This window comes from Flexilinea flocculi, from assembly GCF_001192795.1.
GTDB lineage: Bacteria > Chloroflexota > Anaerolineae > Anaerolineales > Anaerolineaceae > Flexilinea > Flexilinea flocculi.
In genome coordinates, this window is sequence record NZ_DF968179.1 from 452,411 (window position 1) to 470,540 (window position 18,130).

Here is an 18,130-nt window from a genome sequence, read left to right on the forward strand (position 1 = left end):
ATGATGATGATCATTACTTATGATGTAAACACGGAGACAGCGGCAGGACGAAAAAGACTTCGGAAAGTTGCAAAACAATGCCAGAATTACGGTCAAAGAGTTCAAAACTCAGTGTTTGAATGTATTATCGATCCGGCTCTTTTTAAAATTCTGCGTAATGAATTGATTCAGATTATGGATGCGGAGAAAGACAGTATCCGATTTTATAATTTGGGAAATAAATGGAAGAATCGCATTGAACATGTTGGGACAAAACATACAATGAATCTGGAAGATTCGTTAATTGTATGATTTTTTGCGAAGCAGAAGCGATCAGATGTCATGTCGTCGGGTTCGCACGAATTGTAATTTGATTCCACGAGTAAAATGAATTATTCAGACTTGGAGGAACTGAAAATCAACAAAAGGAAAAATCAATAAAGACAATATATAGGGCTTCGTACTTTTTTTTTACCTATATTTTGCTGTCGCTCCCCACGTGGGGAGCGTGGATTGAAATCGTCAATCAAGGCTCTGAATTTGACGCCAGACGGGTCGCTCCCCACGTGGGGAGCGTGGATTGAAATATCGATGCACTACGAATCCTACGCGAAAATCATTGTCGCTCCCCACGTGGGGAGCGTGGATTGAAATAGCAGCGTTCGACGCATCAACTGGTCATGATCATGGTCGCTCCCCACGTGGGGAGCGTGGATTGAAATGGGCATCCTCTCGAAGTAATTACATAACCTTTTGTCGCTCCCCACGTGGGGAGCGTGGATTGAAATACTGGAGATGACAAAAGAATTAGTTTATCGCAGGGTCGCTCCCCACGTGGGGAGCGTGGATTGAAATGTTCCCATCCAGAGCGTTTAGCAAAGTGTCATCATGTCGCTCCCCACGTGGGGAGCGTGGATTGAAATACTGGAGATGACAAAAGAATTAGTTTATCGCAGGATGTCGCTCCCCACGTGGGGAGCGTGGATTGAAATCCTTCTGCATCTTGGATAGTTTGCGCTGCTCCCGGTCGCTCCCCACGTGGGGAGCGTGGATTGAAATGCTCAAAATCCCGATGTCGGGAAATATGTCAAGGTCGCTCCCCACGTGGGGAGCGTGGATTGAAATACGTAATAACTGGCTCGTGTCGGTTTCGTGACGTGTCGCTCCCCACGTGGGGAGCGTGGATTGAAATTATGGAGAAAAACAGAAAAAACCAACTTAATTTAGTCGCTCCCCACGTGGGGAGCGTGGATTGAAATGCTGTCATTGATTATTTGTACCTGATCGGAGACATGTCGCTCCCCACGTGGGGAGCGTGGATTGAAATGCGGTTTACGTCTGGATGCCATTGCTTGACCATGTCGCTCCCCACGTGGGGAGCGTGGATTGAAATTGCTTTTGTGGCAAACAGCTGACTTTCATCATAGCGTCGCTCCCCACGTGGGGAGCGTGGATTGAAATCCATGTTTCTTTTTTCCTCGGTGACATCCTGACAAAGTCGCTCCCCACGTGGGGAGCGTGGATTGAAATTTCGGGACAAGCTGCACGATTAAACGCAAGGGACGCGTCGCTCCCCACGTGGGGAGCGTGGATTGAAATAACTGATCCGCGTTCATCCTGCTGACTGGCGTAGTCGCTCCCCACGTGGGGAGCGTGGATTGAAATTGGCTCGATCAAAAAGCGTGTCAGCCCGCCTAAAGTCGCTCCCCACGTGGGGAGCGTGGATTGAAATACGCTGGATGATGCGAAAAATGCCGGTTTGATCAGAGTCGCTCCCCACGTGGGGAGCGTGGATTGAAATAGAATTAGGAATTTTTGTTACACAATGTGCCGGAGTCGCTCCCCACGTGGGGAGCGTGGATTGAAATATCCCCGGAAGTTTTGAACGGCATCAAAAAGATTGTCGCTCCCCACGTGGGGAGCGTGGATTGAAATTAGGGTCTGAATCTATAACTAACTGATCTAATTATAGTCGCTCCCCACGTGGGGAGCGTGGATTGAAATTTTTATCCTTGCAATTAAATGCAGTTGTAGTCCGGTCGCTCCCCACGTGGGGAGCGTGGATTGAAATATTGCATGAAGATGAAATATTTTTGAATAATGACGTCGCTCCCCACGTGGGGAGCGTGGATTGAAATAAGAGTTAGGTATTTTCGTCACACAGTGCGCCGGGTCGCTCCCCACGTGGGGAGCGTGGATTGAAATTCCGCGATTGGGCGATTATGGATCTGGAAGAGGTCGCTCCCCACGTGGGGAGCGTGGATTGAAATACCGCTTTTCTGATTGCAAATTTGCGTTTATCTTGTCGCTCCCCACGTGGGGAGCGTGGATTGAAATGACATGTGGTATGAGGGCAATTCGTTTGAAACAGAGTCGCTCCCCACGTGGGGAGCGTGGATTGAAATCGTGATGATTTGCTGAAAAAATCAGACTGGACGGTCGCTCCCCACGTGGGGAGCGTGGATTGAAATTTATACAGGTCAACGATCAGTTTTACATCGTTGAGTCGCTCCCCACGTGGGGAGCGTGGATTGAAATATCGCACTTCTCAACAATCTCAGATAGCTCTGTTGTCGCTCCCCACGTGGGGAGCGTGGATTGAAATCTCGAAGGAATCATAGCCTACCGCGTTGTATTGAGTCGCTCCCCACGTGGGGAGCGTGGATTGAAATTGGGAAAAATACAATCAAGCACACGGCGTGTCATGCGTCGCTCCCCACGTGGGGAGCGTGGATTGAAATGACATCGCAAGATGTGCTACAAAATGCTACGGATGTCGCTCCCCACGTGGGGAGCGTGGATTGAAATTGTCATGGTTATTTCTCCTCATTCAATCCATAACGTCGCTCCCCACGTGGGGAGCGTGGATTGAAATGCTCTGTGGCATGAACAAATTGCCCATGGAATCATGTCGCTCCCCACGTGGGGAGCGTGGATTGAAATATCGAGATCACGACCGAGGGCATGGTGGCTGACGGTCGCTCCCCACGTGGGGAGCGTGGATTGAAATTGTATCAAATAACAAAGCTCTAGCTACAACGTCTAGTCGCTCCCCACGTGGGGAGCGTGGATTGAAATACGTCTTCTTGCTCCAAATTAATTGTTGCCTGAGGTCGCTCCCCACGTGGGGAGCGTGGATTGAAATAATAACAAAAGTAATTTTTCAATACTGAGAGAAAGTCGCTCCCCACGTGGGGAGCGTGGATTGAAATGTGACAAAAGCAGAAGCACAAGCGGAGTGCGATCGTCGCTCCCCACGTGGGGAGCGTGGATTGAAATTTTGTCCCAATCACCGACAGTTTCGAACCAGGCGGTCGCTCCCCACGTGGGGAGCGTGGATTGAAATAAAAATAAATGGCGGCAATGCCTGGAACTTTACCCGTCGCTCCCCACGTGGGGAGCGTGGATTGAAATAACGCAGTGAATGTGGTCTAAAAAAAAGGGACGTAGTCGCTCCCCACGTGGGGAGCGTGGATTGAAATTTCTGCTGTCATCACCAAGGTAACCGCTGAGCTCAGTCGCTCCCCACGTGGGGAGCGTGGATTGAAATTTGTCGTGTGATTGTGTTGTTCTGATTGATGTGGTCGCTCCCCACGTGGGGAGCGTGGATTGAAATCTCTCTCACAGCGGACAACGGTCGAAGCAGTTGGGTCGCTCCCCACGTGGGGAGCGTGGATTGAAATGCTGGTGTTACTGTGCCTTTGTCACCGATGGAAATGTCGCTCCCCACGTGGGGAGCGTGGATTGAAATTATAAAATATAGATTTTATAGAATACATTCTTCGAGTCGCTCCCCACGTGGGGAGCGTGGATTGAAATATGAATTTCAAATTACCTTCGGAAATAATCGGAAGTCGCTCCCCACGTGGGGAGCGTGGATTGAAATCGTCGTGCTCGTAGGTCTGCGGCATGTCAAATCGGGTCGCTCCCCACGTGGGGAGCGTGGATTGAAATGAGGAAATTATCGGGGATGAAGTCGCGGAAAACGGTCGCTCCCCACGTGGGGAGCGTGGATTGAAATGAAGAGTTTCTGATCAGTCTTGCCAAAGGCGATAGTCGCTCCCCACGTGGGGAGCGTGGATTGAAATTTACAATCCCTCCGTGTTATATCGAAAAAACGACGTCGCTCCCCACGTGGGGAGCGTGGATTGAAATATAACCGTTGAATATTATGAACCGGACGCTGATTGTCGCTCCCCACGTGGGGAGCGTGGATTGAAATCCCCAACCTGACATAAACTTATCTGACATTGTGACAGTCGCTCCCCACGTGGGGAGCGTGGATTGAAATGAGTGTAGGCGGACTCATTACTCTGTAATTTGTGTCGCTCCCCACGTGGGGAGCGTGGATTGAAATCTGTTTGTGTGGTGATACGAACCGGTATAAGTGCGTCGCTCCCCACGTGGGGAGCGTGGATTGAAATCTGAGAATGACATTAATCAATCAATCAAGAACTAGTCGCTCCCCACGTGGGGAGCGTGGATTGAAATTTCAGCAAATAATAAATTTTTGGATCCTAAGCAAGTCGCTCCCCACGTGGGGAGCGTGGATTGAAATCGTCAGGTTCCTGATTGCCTGGTAAAGACAGCCGTCGCTCCCCACGTGGGGAGCGTGGATTGAAATATATTACCATGCAAAAAAATTTAGCATAGCACAACGTCGCTCCCCACGTGGGGAGCGTGGATTGAAATCTTCTTCCGTTTCCCCAAAAAAGTGCATACGATAGTCGCTCCCCACGTGGGGAGCGTGGATTGAAATCGGAAGCTGAGGAAAATGGATTAATGCCTGTGGGGTCGCTCCCCACGTGGGGAGCGTGGATTGAAATTCTTTAGTTGCTTCACGTACTCTGGGTCGAGGAAGTCGCTCCCCACGTGGGGAGCGTGGATTGAAATTTTGTAGTGCAATCTATAGGGTAAAAAAATATCGTCGCTCCCCACGTGGGGAGCGTGGATTGAAATACTTTCTGTTTTTTTCTAAAATTTCGAAATATACAGTCGCTCCCCACGTGGGGAGCGTGGATTGAAATTGTCCATTATTCCCTCCGTTTCTCTCTCTTGAGGTCGCTCCCCACGTGGGGAGCGTGGATTGAAATAGATAAGGAATTATTCTGAGCGGAAACACTTCGGTCGCTCCCCACGTGGGGAGCGTGGATTGAAATGTATACTAATCTATACATTAATTAATTAATCAATCGTCGCTCCCCGCGTGGGGGGCGTGGATTGAAATGCAACATGAGGATTAGTTGGCTGTATCGGTCGGGTCGCTCCCCGCGTGGGGGGCGTGGATTGAAATAGCAAAATGGATTAATGCCAGTTGAAAAAGTAGGTCGCTCCCCGCGTGGGGGGCGTGGATTGAAATAAGAGACTCAGGCACTCATTTATTGCCGCTGATAGTCGCTCCCCGCGTGGGGGGCGTGGATTGAAATCAAAAAAATCTTCATCAGAGGATTCTTCTGACGAGTCGCTCCCCGCGTGGGGGGCGTGGATTGAAATGTATACTAGCCTATACATTAATTAATCAATCAAGTCGCTCCCCGCGTGGGGGGCGTGGATTGAAATATTTTAATTGATTAATAAATTCCAGGACTCCTGAGTCGCTCCCCGCGTGGGGGGCGTGGATTGAAATGTATCACCATGCAAACAGGAGCACTTATACCGGGTCGCTCCCCGCGTGGGGGGCGTGGATTGAAATTGAAAGCAGCGCAGGAAGGCCTCCGATGAAATACAGTCGCTCCCCACGTGGGGAGCGTGGATTGAAATATCGGTCAGCCGTTTCGCCATGATGTGCGCTCAGTCGCTCCCCACGTGGGGAGCGTGGATTGAAATTGATTGAATCGGCTCTGTTGTGAGGGTGTTTATGGTCGCTCCCCACGTGGGGAGCGTGGATTGAAATGGTTAATCCAATACCGTTTGTATCATGACGCGTTGTCGCTCCCCGCGTGGGGAGCGTGGATTGAAATTTTGTGTATCTAATATAGCATTTACCCACATTTTGTCGCTCCCCGCGTGGGGAGTTTGGATTGAAATGAAATCCGCTGGAGTACCGTCCTCGAGGATGATAGTCGCTCCCCGCGTGGGGAGTGTGGATTGAAATATAATGTAATCAGTCAATTCATAGTTACTATTCAAGTCGCTCCCCGCGTGGGGAGCGTGGATTGAAATATCAATGTATTAGTCTGATTAACCCTTGCAACTTGTCGCTCCCCACGTGGGGAGCGTGGATTGAAATTACAGATCGGATTGTGATGGTCGATTCGCCCAGGCTATCGGTAGCCTTCCGCCTGCAAGTTGAACAGGCGGGCGTAAGTACCATCGAGCTGCAGCAGCTCGGCATGCGAGCCGATTTCGAGGATTTTGCCCTCGGACAGGACAACGATGCGGTCCGCCATGCGGACGGTTGAAAAGCGGTGAGAGATCAGAACGGCGATACGGTCTCCAATTAATTCTCCAAAACGCCGAAAAACCTCATATTCGGCTTCTGCATCCAATGCCGAGGTGGGTTCATCCAGTACCAGCACTTCCGCTTCGCGCATGAACGCGCGCGCGAGGGCAATTTTTTGCCATTGTCCTCCGGACAGTTCCTGCCCTTTTTCCCAGCGCCTTCCCAGCATGGTATCGTAGCTGGCTGGCAGATTCTCAATGATGGGAGCTGCTCCTCCGCGCTGTGCGGCATCCCTGATGCGACGCATGTCCTCCAGGGCATCAACCTGGCCAAATCCGATATTCTCCCGCACCGTGAATTGATAACGCACAAAATCCTGAAAGATAACGCCAAATCGCTGGTGCAGGCTTTTCAGATCATACTCCCGCAGATCAACACCGTCCAACAGAATCTGTCCTTCGGTCGGGTCATAGAGCCGTGTGAGCAGTTTGATCAACGTCGTTTTACCGGCGCCATTCAATCCGACCAGCGCGATGCGCTCCCCCGGATGAATGTGAAAACTGATTTTGCGCAACACGTCTTTTTCCGCTCCCGGGTAGCGGAATGAAACGTTCCTGAATTCAATTCCTTGCCGTACCGGTACAGGAGCGATGCGGCCGTTGGATGGGGTTTTCAACAGCGGTTCGAGCTGTAGATACATCATCAGGTTGTCCAGGAAAAGATTGCTTTCATACAGGTTTTTCAGGCTGTCGAGCAGCGATCGAAAGGAGGTTTGCGACTGGCGGAAGATGGACAGAAACATCGTCATATCACCCAGCGTAATGGCTCCCACGACGGTCCGCAGCACGATCCAGATGTAGCTTCCATAATAGGCGAGGTTGGACAACAGTCCCCAACTGAAGCCGGCTGCCGAGCGTTTTTCGGCGATGGCGCGGTCTTCCAGATAAAACTGCATAAACAGATCCTGATAGCGTTTGAGGAGCGGTTCGCCCAGCCCGAACAGTTTGATTTCCTTGACGGTCCCATTACCGGTCAGCAGCGTTTCCAGATAGTTTAACAAACGCGCTTCAGGGGCACGGCGGGTGACTGCTCGAAAGGCGCGTTCCGCGTATTGGGATTGTGAAAGAAAAGAGGGAATGGCGGCTGCGAAAACCAGGAAAGCCAGCCATGGACTGAATCGGATGAGCAATGCGATCAAAGAAATCAGCGTAATGACCTGCTGTGCCATCTGCAGCGTGGAATTGACAATGGCAAGTGTTCGAATATCCGCTTCGCGGCGCGCATTTTGCAGCGTATCGTAGAATACGGGATCTTCGAAGAATTGGAGGTCCAGGCTGATCGCTTTACGGATGATCAGCGTGTTGACGTGGTTCGTGAGCTGCGACTGCAGGATCCGGTCAACCAGAGAACGCACCTGACTGACTCCTGATCCGATCAGGATGAGTCCGAACTCGAATGCCAGATACGGGAAAACAATCTTGAGCCCTGCGGCTGGTTCCAACCCCTGACCGATCACACTGACGATGGAATCGACGATCAGTTTGCCTGCCCAGGCTTGTGCAGCCGGCATGACAGCGGAGATCGGCATCAAAAGAAACCCGGTGATTGCTGCCGGACGACTGGATGCCCAGACCAGCCGAAACGCTTCTGGAGTATTGCGCAATGCCTTCCAAAAATCATGAATTTGCCGGTTGATTCGCGCGAAAATAGAGGCTGCGTTATTATCAGCCGGCGTGGAATTTGATGAATTCAATGTGCTGCTCCAAAAGAATAGGGTCGAAGTCTGGCCTCAATCATTCGAGATATGGCGGGGATTCTTTTCGCTCTCTTAAAAAGAAAGATTGTTCCAAATTACGAATGAGCGGTCTGGTAATTATACTGCACCGGCTCCGACAGAAGTTGCAGGTAAAAACAGCAATTCAAATTATGGATTGAATTTTCGAATTGCTGAGATTGGCGTAAATACTGAGAAAACGCTGGCAGTCATCAAATTTCGAATTGTTAAAATCTTTGTTCTCCCATTAAATAAAATATTAGCCTTCTTTTGATTGAAAGTTATATCTGTCCATTTTTAATAAAAATTGGTTTTTGTCAGATTTCTTTGGACATTGTTAAAATTCTGATCCCTTTTACTTGCGGAAATATTGCGCCTTCTTGGATGGTCGTAATTGCTGCTTCTTCATCAATTACTCTGGAACCAGAAAGAAAAGAAATTCCGTAATCGAATAATAGCGGAGTCATCGGCGTGGAAGGTCCTAGTACCATTACAAGAGCTGAAGGTGGACAAAGCGAAAGTAAATTTTCGATGGAGTGGTTGATAAATGTTGTACCGCTGATGGCAACCACATCTGATTGCGGGATAAAATCTTTGGCTGCTTCTTCGGGAAAGTCATCTGCTTGTGGGCGTTTTTCAATGATCCAACAATTGCGGGCTATTGTTTTCATCTTTTCAATAAAGGGGAAATGCCCTACAATCGCCAGATTTTTATCAACGCAATGTTTCGCAATCACTTCTGATGCGTTGATCTCTTTCAATAGTTGCTCATTGAGATCCAATATGGAGTTGATGGCAGCGATACCTATACTGGCTTCTAAAAGATTATCCGAGAGAGACCATGTTGCCAGCTCCTGGGCACTTTTCTTGGTTAATTCTCCGACATCTTTTATCTTTACATGACCATGTTGTTCCTGTCCAACCATGGTAGATGCCAGTCCGCAATACTTGCTGGCTACCAATGTCCAATGAATCCCGATGATTACTTTTCGTACTTGTATCGGTTTGTCTGGAAGTGTATCGATTATTTCCTGAAGTAATTTCATGTTCATTCTCTTGTTGAAAGTAAAATCCATTAAAAACTGATCTTGTTTAAAAGCGCGCTCTGTTTGGGCATGCTGGTTATTGTTCTTTTTGATTGTTTCTAAAATTATGCAAAAAGAATTTTTCATTCCGATAGGATACGCAGCTGATCTTGCCGGAAGCCAGCAAATCTTCGACGATCTCCCACTTGTTTCCAGTGTTTATGACCATTTCTTTAAGGGCTTGTTCACGTAAAGGATGAACTGCGGTAATGCTGAGAACATCTTCTGCAAAATTCCCTGTTGAAACAAAATCTCCCACTTCCGTTTCAAAGAGCAGATCCAAAAAAGGAATTTGCTCAGCGCATATCTTTAGAAATTTTTGTAATGCATCCGGAGAAGGTGCAGTAATCCTCGTTTCTGCTGGTGGACGGGTCGGAATGGAAAGATAGGATTTGAAAGGGTGAAGGTTTAATAAAAATTCACACAACTGAGAAGCTGCTTTTTCATTGTCGTTTAATCCATCTGCCAGCATTGTTTCTGAAACAAGTTTCCCGCAAAATTTCTGTCTGAATTCAAGTATTCCGTTGAGAATATTGGCGAGAGACAAAGCGCGGTGCGGTCTGTCAATCATTCTCCATATTTGTTCATCGATGGCGTCCACTTTTAAAGAAACCCAATCCGCTTGCAATAACTCTTCTTGCACATCAAGCCGATTAATCAGTGATGCATTCGAGATCACAGCGATTGGGATTTGAAATTGTTTAAGACTTTTTATGATATTTCCGAGATTAATGTCCAGCGTAGGTTCGCCATCGGGAACCAAAGTCAGGTAATCGATTCCCTTTCCAACCTGAGAGCACTCAAGAACCTTCTTTTCAACGTCGCAAATCACTTGATCAATCGGATAAAATTCTTTGCGTTCAATCTCCATTTTGTTTGTTCTGCCGACCTGGCAGTAAACGCAGGAATAAGAGCAGTGTTTGGCTGGAATATGGTTGATTCCCAAACTGTAACCCAGACGCCGGGAAGGGACCGGACCAAATGCGATCATTTTTCTCCCTTAGTTATAGGCTTTTCTGGTTGGTTCATCAGCGATTGAAGCTGAAAGGCGTGCTTCCCATTCAGGTCCTTTCCACGTTCCAAGTTTCGTATGTAAATCCATATATTTTTGGGGGACCGGATGGGTTCCAAATATAACTTTTACTCCGTATTTTGTCTCCAGCAGACTTTTAAATGTATCCATATATGGGCAGGGCGGATATCCCACCAGCAATCCAGTGGCCAGGTGGATGGTCTGAACTCCATTTTTGACCATCTCTTCTCCGGTATATTCAATATTTCCTCCAGGACAGCCATTACATGTTGTGTAACCTACTAATTCAATTTCTTTATCAGAATATATGCTGAAAGCGCCTTCCCGATTTCGCATGGCTCTCAAACACTTGCCGCCAGCACAAGTGCGGTATCGATCACAAATAATGATTCCGATTTTGGTTTTTTCACTCATTTTAAATCTCCTTTAATTTGATCATCAAATTTTTCTTGTTTTCCTGTAGATTGATGAAAAGAGATGATCCATGTTTGCTTTTTTCAATTTTCAGGTAAGAAAATTTAAGAATTTCTGTTTTTTATTCGCCCTGTTTTGATAATGAAAAATAATCAGACAGAATCGTCCTTTTCACATTGGAATAGAATGCATCAGAAAAAAAGCAGATATATTTTAATTGAATATTCTAAAATTGTCTATTGACATTAATAGAATAGTATGCTATTCTATTAATGCGAATATAAAAAAGTGGAGGATATGAATGATGCCAAGACATGGAAGAGGATGGGCAATGGGGCGTGCTCAAGGTCAGGAAGATCGACATTCACCGGTAATAGGGTCCTTGTTGGAACCTGCTTTATTGATTCTTGTGAAAGGAGCGCCAAGTCACGGATATTCGCTGTTATCCGATCTGGGAAAAATGGGATTTTCGACCATTCATCCGAGTGTTATCTACCGTACTTTACGTGGGATGGAAGATTTGGGATGGATTCAATCAGATTGGGTAACGGATCAGACACAAGGTCCGCCTCGAAGAACTTACCATTTGACAGAGAAAGGTGAAGAGGCTTTGCAATTTTGGAAACAGGAATTATCAAGAACCAATGCGATTATTTTACAGTTGCTTGCAAAAGAGGAATCTGATTGAGAGGGGGGAAAAATGCCCGCTAGAGATGGGACTGGACCTTTTGGTCAAAATTTTTGGACAAGCCGGGGCATGGGACATCGTGGAAGTCTTGGACCAAGACGAGGACAGATTTTTATAAAAAATCGTTTTTCACGAAAACCATTTTCCTGGTATCACAGGATTTGGTATTTGACATTCGGCCAATTTTTGAGAGGTTGATGTATCAAAACAATAGATAGGTAAAAAAAAGTAATTGAAAGGAGAATATTATGCCTGGATTTGATGGAACTGGTCCTTTAGGGAATGGCCCTTTTGGAAGAGGAATGGGACCCTGCGGGGGAGGTACTGTAGGTCGTGGACTGGGACGTGGTTTTTTCCGCGGCAATTTTGGCTGGGGAGCAGGTTTTTTTTCTGCAACAATGCCTGAAGCTAAAGAAGTGATGGAACAGCGAAAGAATTGGTTGGAAAACCAGTTGGCTGTAATTAAGCAAAGCTTGCAGGATATCGAAGGGAAATAGACAAGTTCTTTCAGCAAATGGCAGCTCCATTACACGGAGCTGTCTATTTTTTAAATAATTCCATATTTAATCACTTTTTTACTTGAAGAAGTATGTTTTATAGCAACATTATTCGAATGAAAAAATTTTTGAGAAGCGTTTCTCTCCTCCAAATCGAAAGAGAGAAACGCCATGTTGTAATTTTGTCTTCGATGAGAACAGAATTATTCGTTAACCGAAATCCTTCCGTCGATTTCCACTGCTTCTGTGCCGTAAATGGACAGATAATCTGCCAGGATTTCGTCAAAGGAGGCGAACTCTCCGACCAGCGGATTATCCGCAAACATGGTGTATTGATCACCACCGATTGCCATGAAGTTGTTGGTGGCAGTGATATATGTCGCTTCGGGATCGACTGGCTCGCCATCCACCGTAAGCTCAACCACTCTGCTGCCGGCTGGTTTGGATGGATCAAATACGACCCGCATCCCTGCGATTTGCGGAAATGCTCCTTTCAGTTCCGGGTAATCGGACAATCCGTTTTCCATCGCATCGATCAGATCCTGTCCGCTGGACTCGATGGTCACGACATAGTTTCCGAACGGGAAGGTGGTGATGACCTGTCCCAGCGTGATATCCCCTGCGGGGATGGATGCCCGGATACCGCCGCCATTGGTGATGGCGACATCCGCGCCGGTCTCCAATAACATGGCCTCTGCAATCAAGTCACCCAGGTTGGTCTCACGGCTGCGATTCGTTTCCCGTTCACCATCCAGATCGATATCAGTGTGGCCGATTACTTCGTTTGATACTTCACTGATCAGATCCTGCATCTCGCTGGCAGCCTCAAGGACGTCCGGATCTGGTTCCAGCGTCATCAGCTCTTCAAAAGAGACCAGACGGGCTGTCTTGGAGAGCACTTCGCAGCGATCTGTTCGGGCTTCGCCTGGCTGCAGGACCACATCGATGCGGTCGATAAAGCGCCCATGTTCACCGGCTTGAACGATCACGGTGTCCCCCACCGTCATGCCATCCGGCAGTTCGGTATGACTGTGACCGTCGACGATGATGTCGATGTCCGGAACCGCTTGTGCCAGTCCTTCACTGGTGAATTGGCTGCCGGCATCCAATCCCAGATGGGAGATAGCAACCACCAGATCGACATGCGGTCTGAGGAAAGCGGTCATACGCGCTGCGGATTCATAGGGATCCAGAAACTCAAGTCCCTCCGAATTTTCAGGCGAGGATTTGTAGCGTGTTTCAGGTGTAGCCAAACCAAACACGCCGACTTTGATCTGATCGTCGATGGAGAAAATCGTATATTCCGGCAGAACACTGATGCCGGTATCGGCATAAATCAGATCCGATGCGAGAATTGGAAAATCCGCCATGTATCCCAGATCAATCAGATGCTGGTATCCATAGTTGAAATCATGATTTCCAGGTGCCATTGCATCGTAGCCACCTTCATTCATCAGCCAGACGATGGATTCACCCTCGAGCAATGTGGCGAAAACCTGACCATGGAGCGCGTCGCCGGCATCGAATAACAGTACCGGATTTTCTTCCGCAATCTGATGTTTGTATGCGGAAATTTTGGCGTATCCGATGGATCCTGTGACGGCGGTCTGCCCTTCATCGACTTTATCCGGTGTTTCCGCATAGTAGCTATGCATGTCATTGGTTCCCAGGATGGTCAGCGTGAATGGTTCCGCTTCAGTCTGGGCCACCGCAGGAAAATACGTACCTGTAACTACGATCAGAACAAACAACAATATGAATTTCAATTTCATTCTTTTTCCCTCCATTTTTTTTTAACCATGAATGCTTTGATCTGTAAACAGGATCGAAGCATTAAATCCGATCTATTCAATTATAGCGACAGATTGTGAGGAATTTTATGAACAGCGATTCGAAATATGGACAAGTTTTCCGAATCGCGAAAGTAAATATCGTTGTTCTTATAGTTTTGCACTTTGCGCAAAACCATAAGAACAACAAAGAATTATTCTCATAGCTCGAATTTCTGAGCAACTGGCTGGAGTTTTGCTTTTCTGCGAAATCGGAGACATACCAAAACAGCGCTGAGGACGCTGATGGCCATTAATACATAAAATGCTGACGGGATTCCCGATTGTTCGGCGATCTCTCCGGTGAACATTGGAAACAAGGTCATTCCTACAGCATAGATCGAGGCATAGTAACCCATGGCTGTTGAATGAACTGCGTCGGGCACTTCTTTCATCGCTTCTGCAGTTGTACAGGAATACAGCCATCCCTGACTGAGGCCCGCAAGTATCTGCAGCGGGTATAGATAGACAACGGAGGACATGTTTGGCGCCAGAAAGCAATAGATTGCCAATCCCATGAAAAGAATCGGGACGATAACTCCCGGTTTTAATCGGCGGCTGTTGAAATTGGAAGAGATCACCGCTGATAAAATATAGATTAATGCGCCGATTCCAATTTGAATGGCGTTGGCGCCGACATCTTTGGCTACCTGGGTTGTAAACGAATTGGCGGTGGAAGAGACGATACCCTGCTGAACCAGGGCTACCAAACCCCAGAAGATGACGTTGGGGTTGCGGAACAGTTGGAGGAAGTCTGCTTTTGTGGGTTGTTTGGATGAATGATTGGTTTCTGCGGGCAGAAAGAACGACAAGATCAAACCAACAAAAGATACAATGGTTCCTGCCATGCAGAGGACATTCATTCCGGCAATATCACGCAGAATCATGCCGGCGGCGAACCCGAGGAAGATACCGACATTGTGGATGGAGATGATCATTCCCGTTGATTTGGACAGTTCCTCTTTGCTGAACAGGTTGGTATACAGTACGATAAAGCATATCCAGGAACAGGCAGCGAGTCCGGAGAAAAAATTCGCTGCCAAATAGCCGCCACCTGTCGGAAAGATCACGCGAATCAAGGAGGCGAGAAATGTGCAAAACATTCCGCCAACGATAAATGGTTTTTGATTTCCGTATAAATCTGCAAAAATTCCGATCGGAATTCTGCCTGCGACCTGCATCAGCCCATACGTGCCGATGACGAGGCCGATGAAACCAGCTGGAACGGCGATGCCGCTCAAATACGGTGTCTGAAAAGGAACGTGGACATACAGGGAAAACCATAACAGAATTGTGATGATCAACAGTTGTTTTGCATAAGCGTCTTTTTGTGCATTTTCCATAACGAATTACGTGATTGTGTCTCTCTCTTTCCATAAATTATTCTGCGGTTGTTAATGCCGCGCAAAAAAATCCTGATCGAACAGGCAGCCTGATATTTTCTTTCTTTATTCGAAAAGCTTGTCTTTGTCTTGAATGGCTGGACTGTTTTCGATCAGTAAATCGACAATTCGGCGGGCTGCTTTCCCGTCACCGTAGGGATTAACTGCTTTTGCCATGCTTTCCCAATCCTTCCGGTTGGTCAGCAGGTTTTTGACTTGCTCAAAAATATGCTGTGCATCAGTTCCTGCCAATCGTATGTTGCCGGATTCCAATCCTTCCGGACGTTCCGTTACATCGCGAAGTACCAGAACAGGAATACCCAGTCCGGGGGCTTCTTCCTGTAATCCGCCGGAGTCTGTCAGAATGATTTTCGACCGTTTCATGAGTTGAACCATATCCAGATAATCCAGCGGAGGAAGCAGTGTAACATTCTCTTGATTTCCTAAAATGCCATGCGCTGTTTGCTGGACAATTGGATTTAAATGGACGGGATAGACGATGTGGACACGCTCAAAATATTCCCGGCTGATTTTTAGGATTCCGCTGCAGATGTCCTCCAATGGTTTGCCGAAATTTTCACGGCGATGGGCAGTAACAGTAATGATTTCTTTCCGGTTGAAGGGAATATCCTTTAAGGGGCTTTGGCTGAGATCAAAGGGCATTGCGGAAACTTGCTGCAAAGCATCGATCACCGGATTGCCGGTGACATAACAGATTTCTGGAGGATAATTCTCTTTGATCAAGTTTTCCCGCGCCAGGGTGGTGGGTGCGAAATGTAGATCTGCGATCACTCCGGCGATTTTCCGGTTGATTTCTTCCGGGTAAGGCGCCCATTTGTTGTAACTGCGCAGGCCGGCTTCCACATGCCCGACTTTCACATGATTGTAGAAAGCGGCAAGCGCTGCTGCCATGACAGTCGTTGTGTCCCCTTGAACCAGAATCCAGTCCGGTTTTTCCTGTTTCAGGACTTGATCCATATGGAACAAAATGGAAGCGGTAATTTCTGGCAGCGTCTGTTGATTTTTCATCAAGTTGAGATCGATGTCTGCTTTCAAATCAAACAATTCGAGCACTTGATCCAGCATTTGACGGTGCTGTGCAGTGAGACACAAGAGCGTCTCGATATTTTCTCTTCGTTTCAATTCTTGAATCACTGGCGCCATCTTTACTGCCTCAGGTCGTGTCCCGATGACTGCCATGATTTTTATTTGACGATTCTGCATACTGGATTTCTTTTCTAAGCGTTTTTCTTTATGACTCAATCAATTCAGTATTAATCCAAGATTATTAGATTGATTTTATCAGACTGTTAACAGCAATTTGAAATTTGATCAGCACTTTGAAATTTGAAGTAATCAATCGAATCGCTGGAATGTTACTGATGGAAGAGAATTTCTATTTATTATTAATCAGCAACGCGAGAAAATTTCCAGCTTAGTAAAAAGAACAAACAATGAAATACCCTCTCAATTTTTTGAAATACTGCTCTTTTCTTAAAAACTTTTCCAAATTTCGAATTAAGGAGCATTATGTCATAAATCAAATCAGCCAGCTGAATTGACAGACATTTTATTAGCGTGTATAATTTTTTTCGCTTAAGAAGTGTCGTATCACGACGCTTTCTTATTGTTATGGAAGGATTACCGAGATCAGCAGGAACGATGATTTGTTTGGTCAGACCTTCCGGACCCTTATAGAATGAGGGGGGGTGAATAAAAGTGGCAAGTGTAGTTCTTCGACCAAATGAATCACAGGATTCTATTCTGAAACGATTCCGCAAGAAAGTTGTCAAAAGTGGAATTCTAAGTACTGTTCGTCAAAAACGCTGGTTCGTTTCTAAAAGCGAAACAGATCGGATCGAACGCAAAAAATCTATGCGCCGAATGAAACGGCGACAATTCGAGAAACATGATTAATTCGCTCGAATTTATAATACGCCGAAGGAAGAGGTTTAAGGATGGCGAAAGAAGAAGATAGCAAAATCAGTGTTGAAGGTACGATCATTGAGGCATTACCTGGCACACAGTTTCGTGTCCGATTAGAAAACGGGCATGAGGTATTGGCATATTTGTCCGGCAGAATGCGGAAATTTTATATTCGAATTTTGCTGGGTGATCATGTGCGGGTTGAAATGTCTCCATACGACCTGACACGCGGGCGAATCGTCTATCGCCAACGAAAACCGAATGAATTCGGTGGACATGATGATGAAATGATGTGATAGGAAATCCGGCGGAAGCCGGATTTTTTTACAATATCACCGGACTTAAACCTGTTCACGAAAAAGTAAAAACATTGGCATTTTCAACAGGATTCAGTGTTAGAAAAGACGGAAAAACGCATCGTTTTGGTGTTCTTGAATGAAGCACGAAAACGTCACAATAACACATTTTCTTGATTGACTCGAAAATCAATAAAAATTAGAATTGCTTAAAAAATCCTCCTCATCTTGCGAATTGCCGGGTCTCCTATGGTATGATTGATAATGATAGCAGTGGTTTCATTATTGAGAGAATAATTTTTCTCTTCATTTGAAGGCCGGTCTACATGTAGAATTGCTATAAATATTGAGAGTGACTATGGATAATAAAATTACAATCATCGAAGGACCAACACCGACATTTGAAGCCGTAAACTCTGAATGGGTTTCTGGGATCAGTGAATCACCGGAATATTATGACGTTGTGATGACGAATCTTCGAACGATGAATGGCGCCGGCCTGCTTGAGCGCTGTTATCAAACCTGGAACCAGCAGGATACTATGTACCTTCATTATCGTAATACAATCGGTCTGGAACAAGAAATTCCGATTTTAGCAGCTCGTCTGGTTGAGACGGACGAGGGAGAAAAAATTGCATTATGGGTCAGAGTGAAGCCTGAACAAATTAAACAGGAAGTTCATTTTGACGAGGATGAAGAATAAATCGTTTTCCACATGCGGTTGTCAATGGAAAGATCAAGTTGAGAATTGTTTTCAACCGGTTCAAGGAGGAAAACAGTTCTCAAACTTTTTTTTACAGATCACCAGTTCTGTGGATCGCGTCATGGTCAATTTTTCAATGAAA

14 protein-coding genes and 1 CRISPR repeat array are annotated in these 18,130 nt (G+C 46.6%); of the genes, 7 read left to right on the forward strand and 7 right to left on the reverse strand.

The window, feature by feature from the left end; genetic code table 11:
* A complete protein-coding gene (cas2, locus tag ATC1_RS01870) occupies positions 1–291 on the forward strand; it encodes a CRISPR-associated endonuclease Cas2 (RefSeq protein WP_062277725.1) in 291 nt (96 codons plus the stop codon).
* A gap of 175 nt (positions 292–466) precedes the next feature.
* Positions 467–6,208: direct repeats of the CRISPR family, unit length 33 nt; unit sequence GTCGCTCCCCACGTGGGGAGCGTGGATTGAAAT.
* 34 nt (positions 6,209–6,242) lie between these two features.
* Here cas2 and ATC1_RS01875 read toward each other — a convergent pair.
* The 4 genes from ATC1_RS01875 to ATC1_RS01895 all read right to left on the reverse strand — a co-directional run bounded on the left by ATC1_RS01875 (position 6,243) and on the right by ATC1_RS01895 (position 10,667).
* The gene (locus ATC1_RS01875; RefSeq protein WP_062277727.1) at positions 6,243–8,114 is read right to left on the reverse strand and encodes an ABC transporter ATP-binding protein; all 1,872 of its coding nucleotides are present in this window, start codon (positions 8,112–8,114) and stop codon (positions 6,243–6,245) included.
* Positions 8,115–8,452: 338 nt separating this feature from the next.
* Positions 8,453–9,181 (reverse strand): DUF364 domain-containing protein, encoded by a 729-nt coding sequence (locus ATC1_RS01885; RefSeq protein WP_201777223.1) that lies wholly within the window; start codon positions 9,179–9,181, stop codon positions 8,453–8,455.
* A gap of 76 nt (positions 9,182–9,257) precedes the next feature.
* Entirely contained in the window at positions 9,258–10,211 is a 954-nt protein-coding gene (locus tag ATC1_RS01890; protein ID WP_062277732.1) for a radical SAM protein, read from the reverse strand.
* Positions 10,212–10,220: 9 nt separating this feature from the next.
* Positions 10,221–10,667: a CGGC domain-containing protein gene (locus ATC1_RS01895; protein ID WP_062277736.1), complete on the reverse strand. Its 447-nt coding sequence runs from the start codon at positions 10,665–10,667 to the stop codon at positions 10,221–10,223.
* 301 nt (positions 10,668–10,968) lie between these two features.
* Here ATC1_RS01895 and ATC1_RS01900 point away from each other — a divergent pair, with 301 nt between their 5' ends.
* Together ATC1_RS01900 and ATC1_RS01905 are read left to right on the forward strand one after the other, a co-directional pair.
* Complete coding sequence (locus tag ATC1_RS01900) at positions 10,969–11,355, forward strand: PadR family transcriptional regulator (protein WP_062277740.1); 387 nt, start codon at positions 10,969–10,971, stop codon at positions 11,353–11,355.
* Between the two features lie 248 nt (positions 11,356–11,603).
* Complete coding sequence (locus ATC1_RS01905; protein ID WP_062277743.1) at positions 11,604–11,852, forward strand: DUF5320 domain-containing protein; 249 nt, start codon at positions 11,604–11,606, stop codon at positions 11,850–11,852.
* Positions 11,853–12,055: 203 nt separating this feature from the next.
* Here the strand turns inward: ATC1_RS01905 and ATC1_RS01910 are convergent, their stop codons facing one another.
* From ATC1_RS01910 to wecB, 3 genes are all read right to left on the reverse strand, one after another.
* Entirely contained in the window at positions 12,056–13,624 is a 1,569-nt protein-coding gene (locus tag ATC1_RS01910; RefSeq protein WP_062277746.1) for a bifunctional metallophosphatase/5'-nucleotidase, read from the reverse strand.
* Positions 13,625–13,842: 218 nt separating this feature from the next.
* Complete coding sequence (locus ATC1_RS01915) at positions 13,843–15,024, reverse strand: MFS transporter (RefSeq protein ID WP_062277749.1); 1,182 nt, start codon at positions 15,022–15,024, stop codon at positions 13,843–13,845.
* 105 nt (positions 15,025–15,129) lie between these two features.
* On the reverse strand, positions 15,130–16,287 hold the full coding sequence (wecB, locus tag ATC1_RS01920; protein ID WP_062277752.1) for a non-hydrolyzing UDP-N-acetylglucosamine 2-epimerase: 1,158 nt from the start codon (positions 16,285–16,287) through the stop codon (positions 15,130–15,132).
* Between the two features lie 495 nt (positions 16,288–16,782).
* Between wecB and rpsU the strand changes: the two genes are divergently transcribed.
* The 4 genes from rpsU to ATC1_RS01935 all read left to right on the forward strand — a co-directional run bounded on the left by rpsU (position 16,783) and on the right by ATC1_RS01935 (position 17,988).
* Entirely contained in the window at positions 16,783–16,980 is a 198-nt protein-coding gene (gene rpsU / locus ATC1_RS01925) for a 30S ribosomal protein S21 (protein ID WP_082174613.1), read from the forward strand.
* A 41-nt stretch (positions 16,981–17,021) separates the two neighbouring features.
* Complete coding sequence (infA, locus tag ATC1_RS01930; protein ID WP_062277757.1) at positions 17,022–17,285, forward strand: translation initiation factor IF-1; 264 nt, start codon at positions 17,022–17,024, stop codon at positions 17,283–17,285.
* Positions 17,282–17,428, forward strand: coding sequence for a hypothetical protein (locus tag ATC1_RS14785; RefSeq protein ID WP_154664733.1), 147 nt, complete (start codon positions 17,282–17,284; stop codon positions 17,426–17,428). The genes infA and ATC1_RS14785 overlap by 4 nt, the downstream gene beginning before the upstream one ends.
* Positions 17,429–17,643: 215 nt before the next feature.
* Positions 17,644–17,988, forward strand: a complete 345-nt coding sequence (locus ATC1_RS01935) for a hypothetical protein (protein WP_062277760.1) — start codon at positions 17,644–17,646, stop codon at positions 17,986–17,988.
* Positions 17,989–18,130: the final 142 nt, after the last annotated feature.

Bases quoted from the DNA above. Each gene is read 5' to 3' on its own strand.
- cas2 (WP_062277725.1), top strand. From the start codon at position 1: ATGATGATGATCATTACTTATGATGTAAACACGGAGACAGCGGCAGGA.
- ATC1_RS01885 (WP_201777223.1), bottom strand. From the start codon at position 9,181: ATGAAATTACTTCAGGAAATAATCGATACACTTCCAGACAAACCGATA.
- ATC1_RS01890 (WP_062277732.1), bottom strand. From the start codon at position 10,211: ATGATCGCATTTGGTCCGGTCCCTTCCCGGCGTCTGGGTTACAGTTTG.
- ATC1_RS01895 (WP_062277736.1), bottom strand. From the start codon at position 10,667: ATGAGTGAAAAAACCAAAATCGGAATCATTATTTGTGATCGATACCGC.
- ATC1_RS01900 (WP_062277740.1), top strand. From the start codon at position 10,969: ATGATGCCAAGACATGGAAGAGGATGGGCAATGGGGCGTGCTCAAGGT.
- ATC1_RS01905 (WP_062277743.1), top strand. From the start codon at position 11,604: ATGCCTGGATTTGATGGAACTGGTCCTTTAGGGAATGGCCCTTTTGGA.
- ATC1_RS01910 (WP_062277746.1), bottom strand. From the start codon at position 13,624: ATGAAATTGAAATTCATATTGTTGTTTGTTCTGATCGTAGTTACAGGT.
- ATC1_RS01915 (WP_062277749.1), bottom strand. From the start codon at position 15,024: ATGGAAAATGCACAAAAAGACGCTTATGCAAAACAACTGTTGATCATC.
- wecB (WP_062277752.1), bottom strand. From the start codon at position 16,287: ATGCAGAATCGTCAAATAAAAATCATGGCAGTCATCGGGACACGACCT.
- infA (WP_062277757.1), top strand. From the start codon at position 17,022: ATGGCGAAAGAAGAAGATAGCAAAATCAGTGTTGAAGGTACGATCATT.
- ATC1_RS01935 (WP_062277760.1), top strand. From the start codon at position 17,644: ATGGATAATAAAATTACAATCATCGAAGGACCAACACCGACATTTGAA.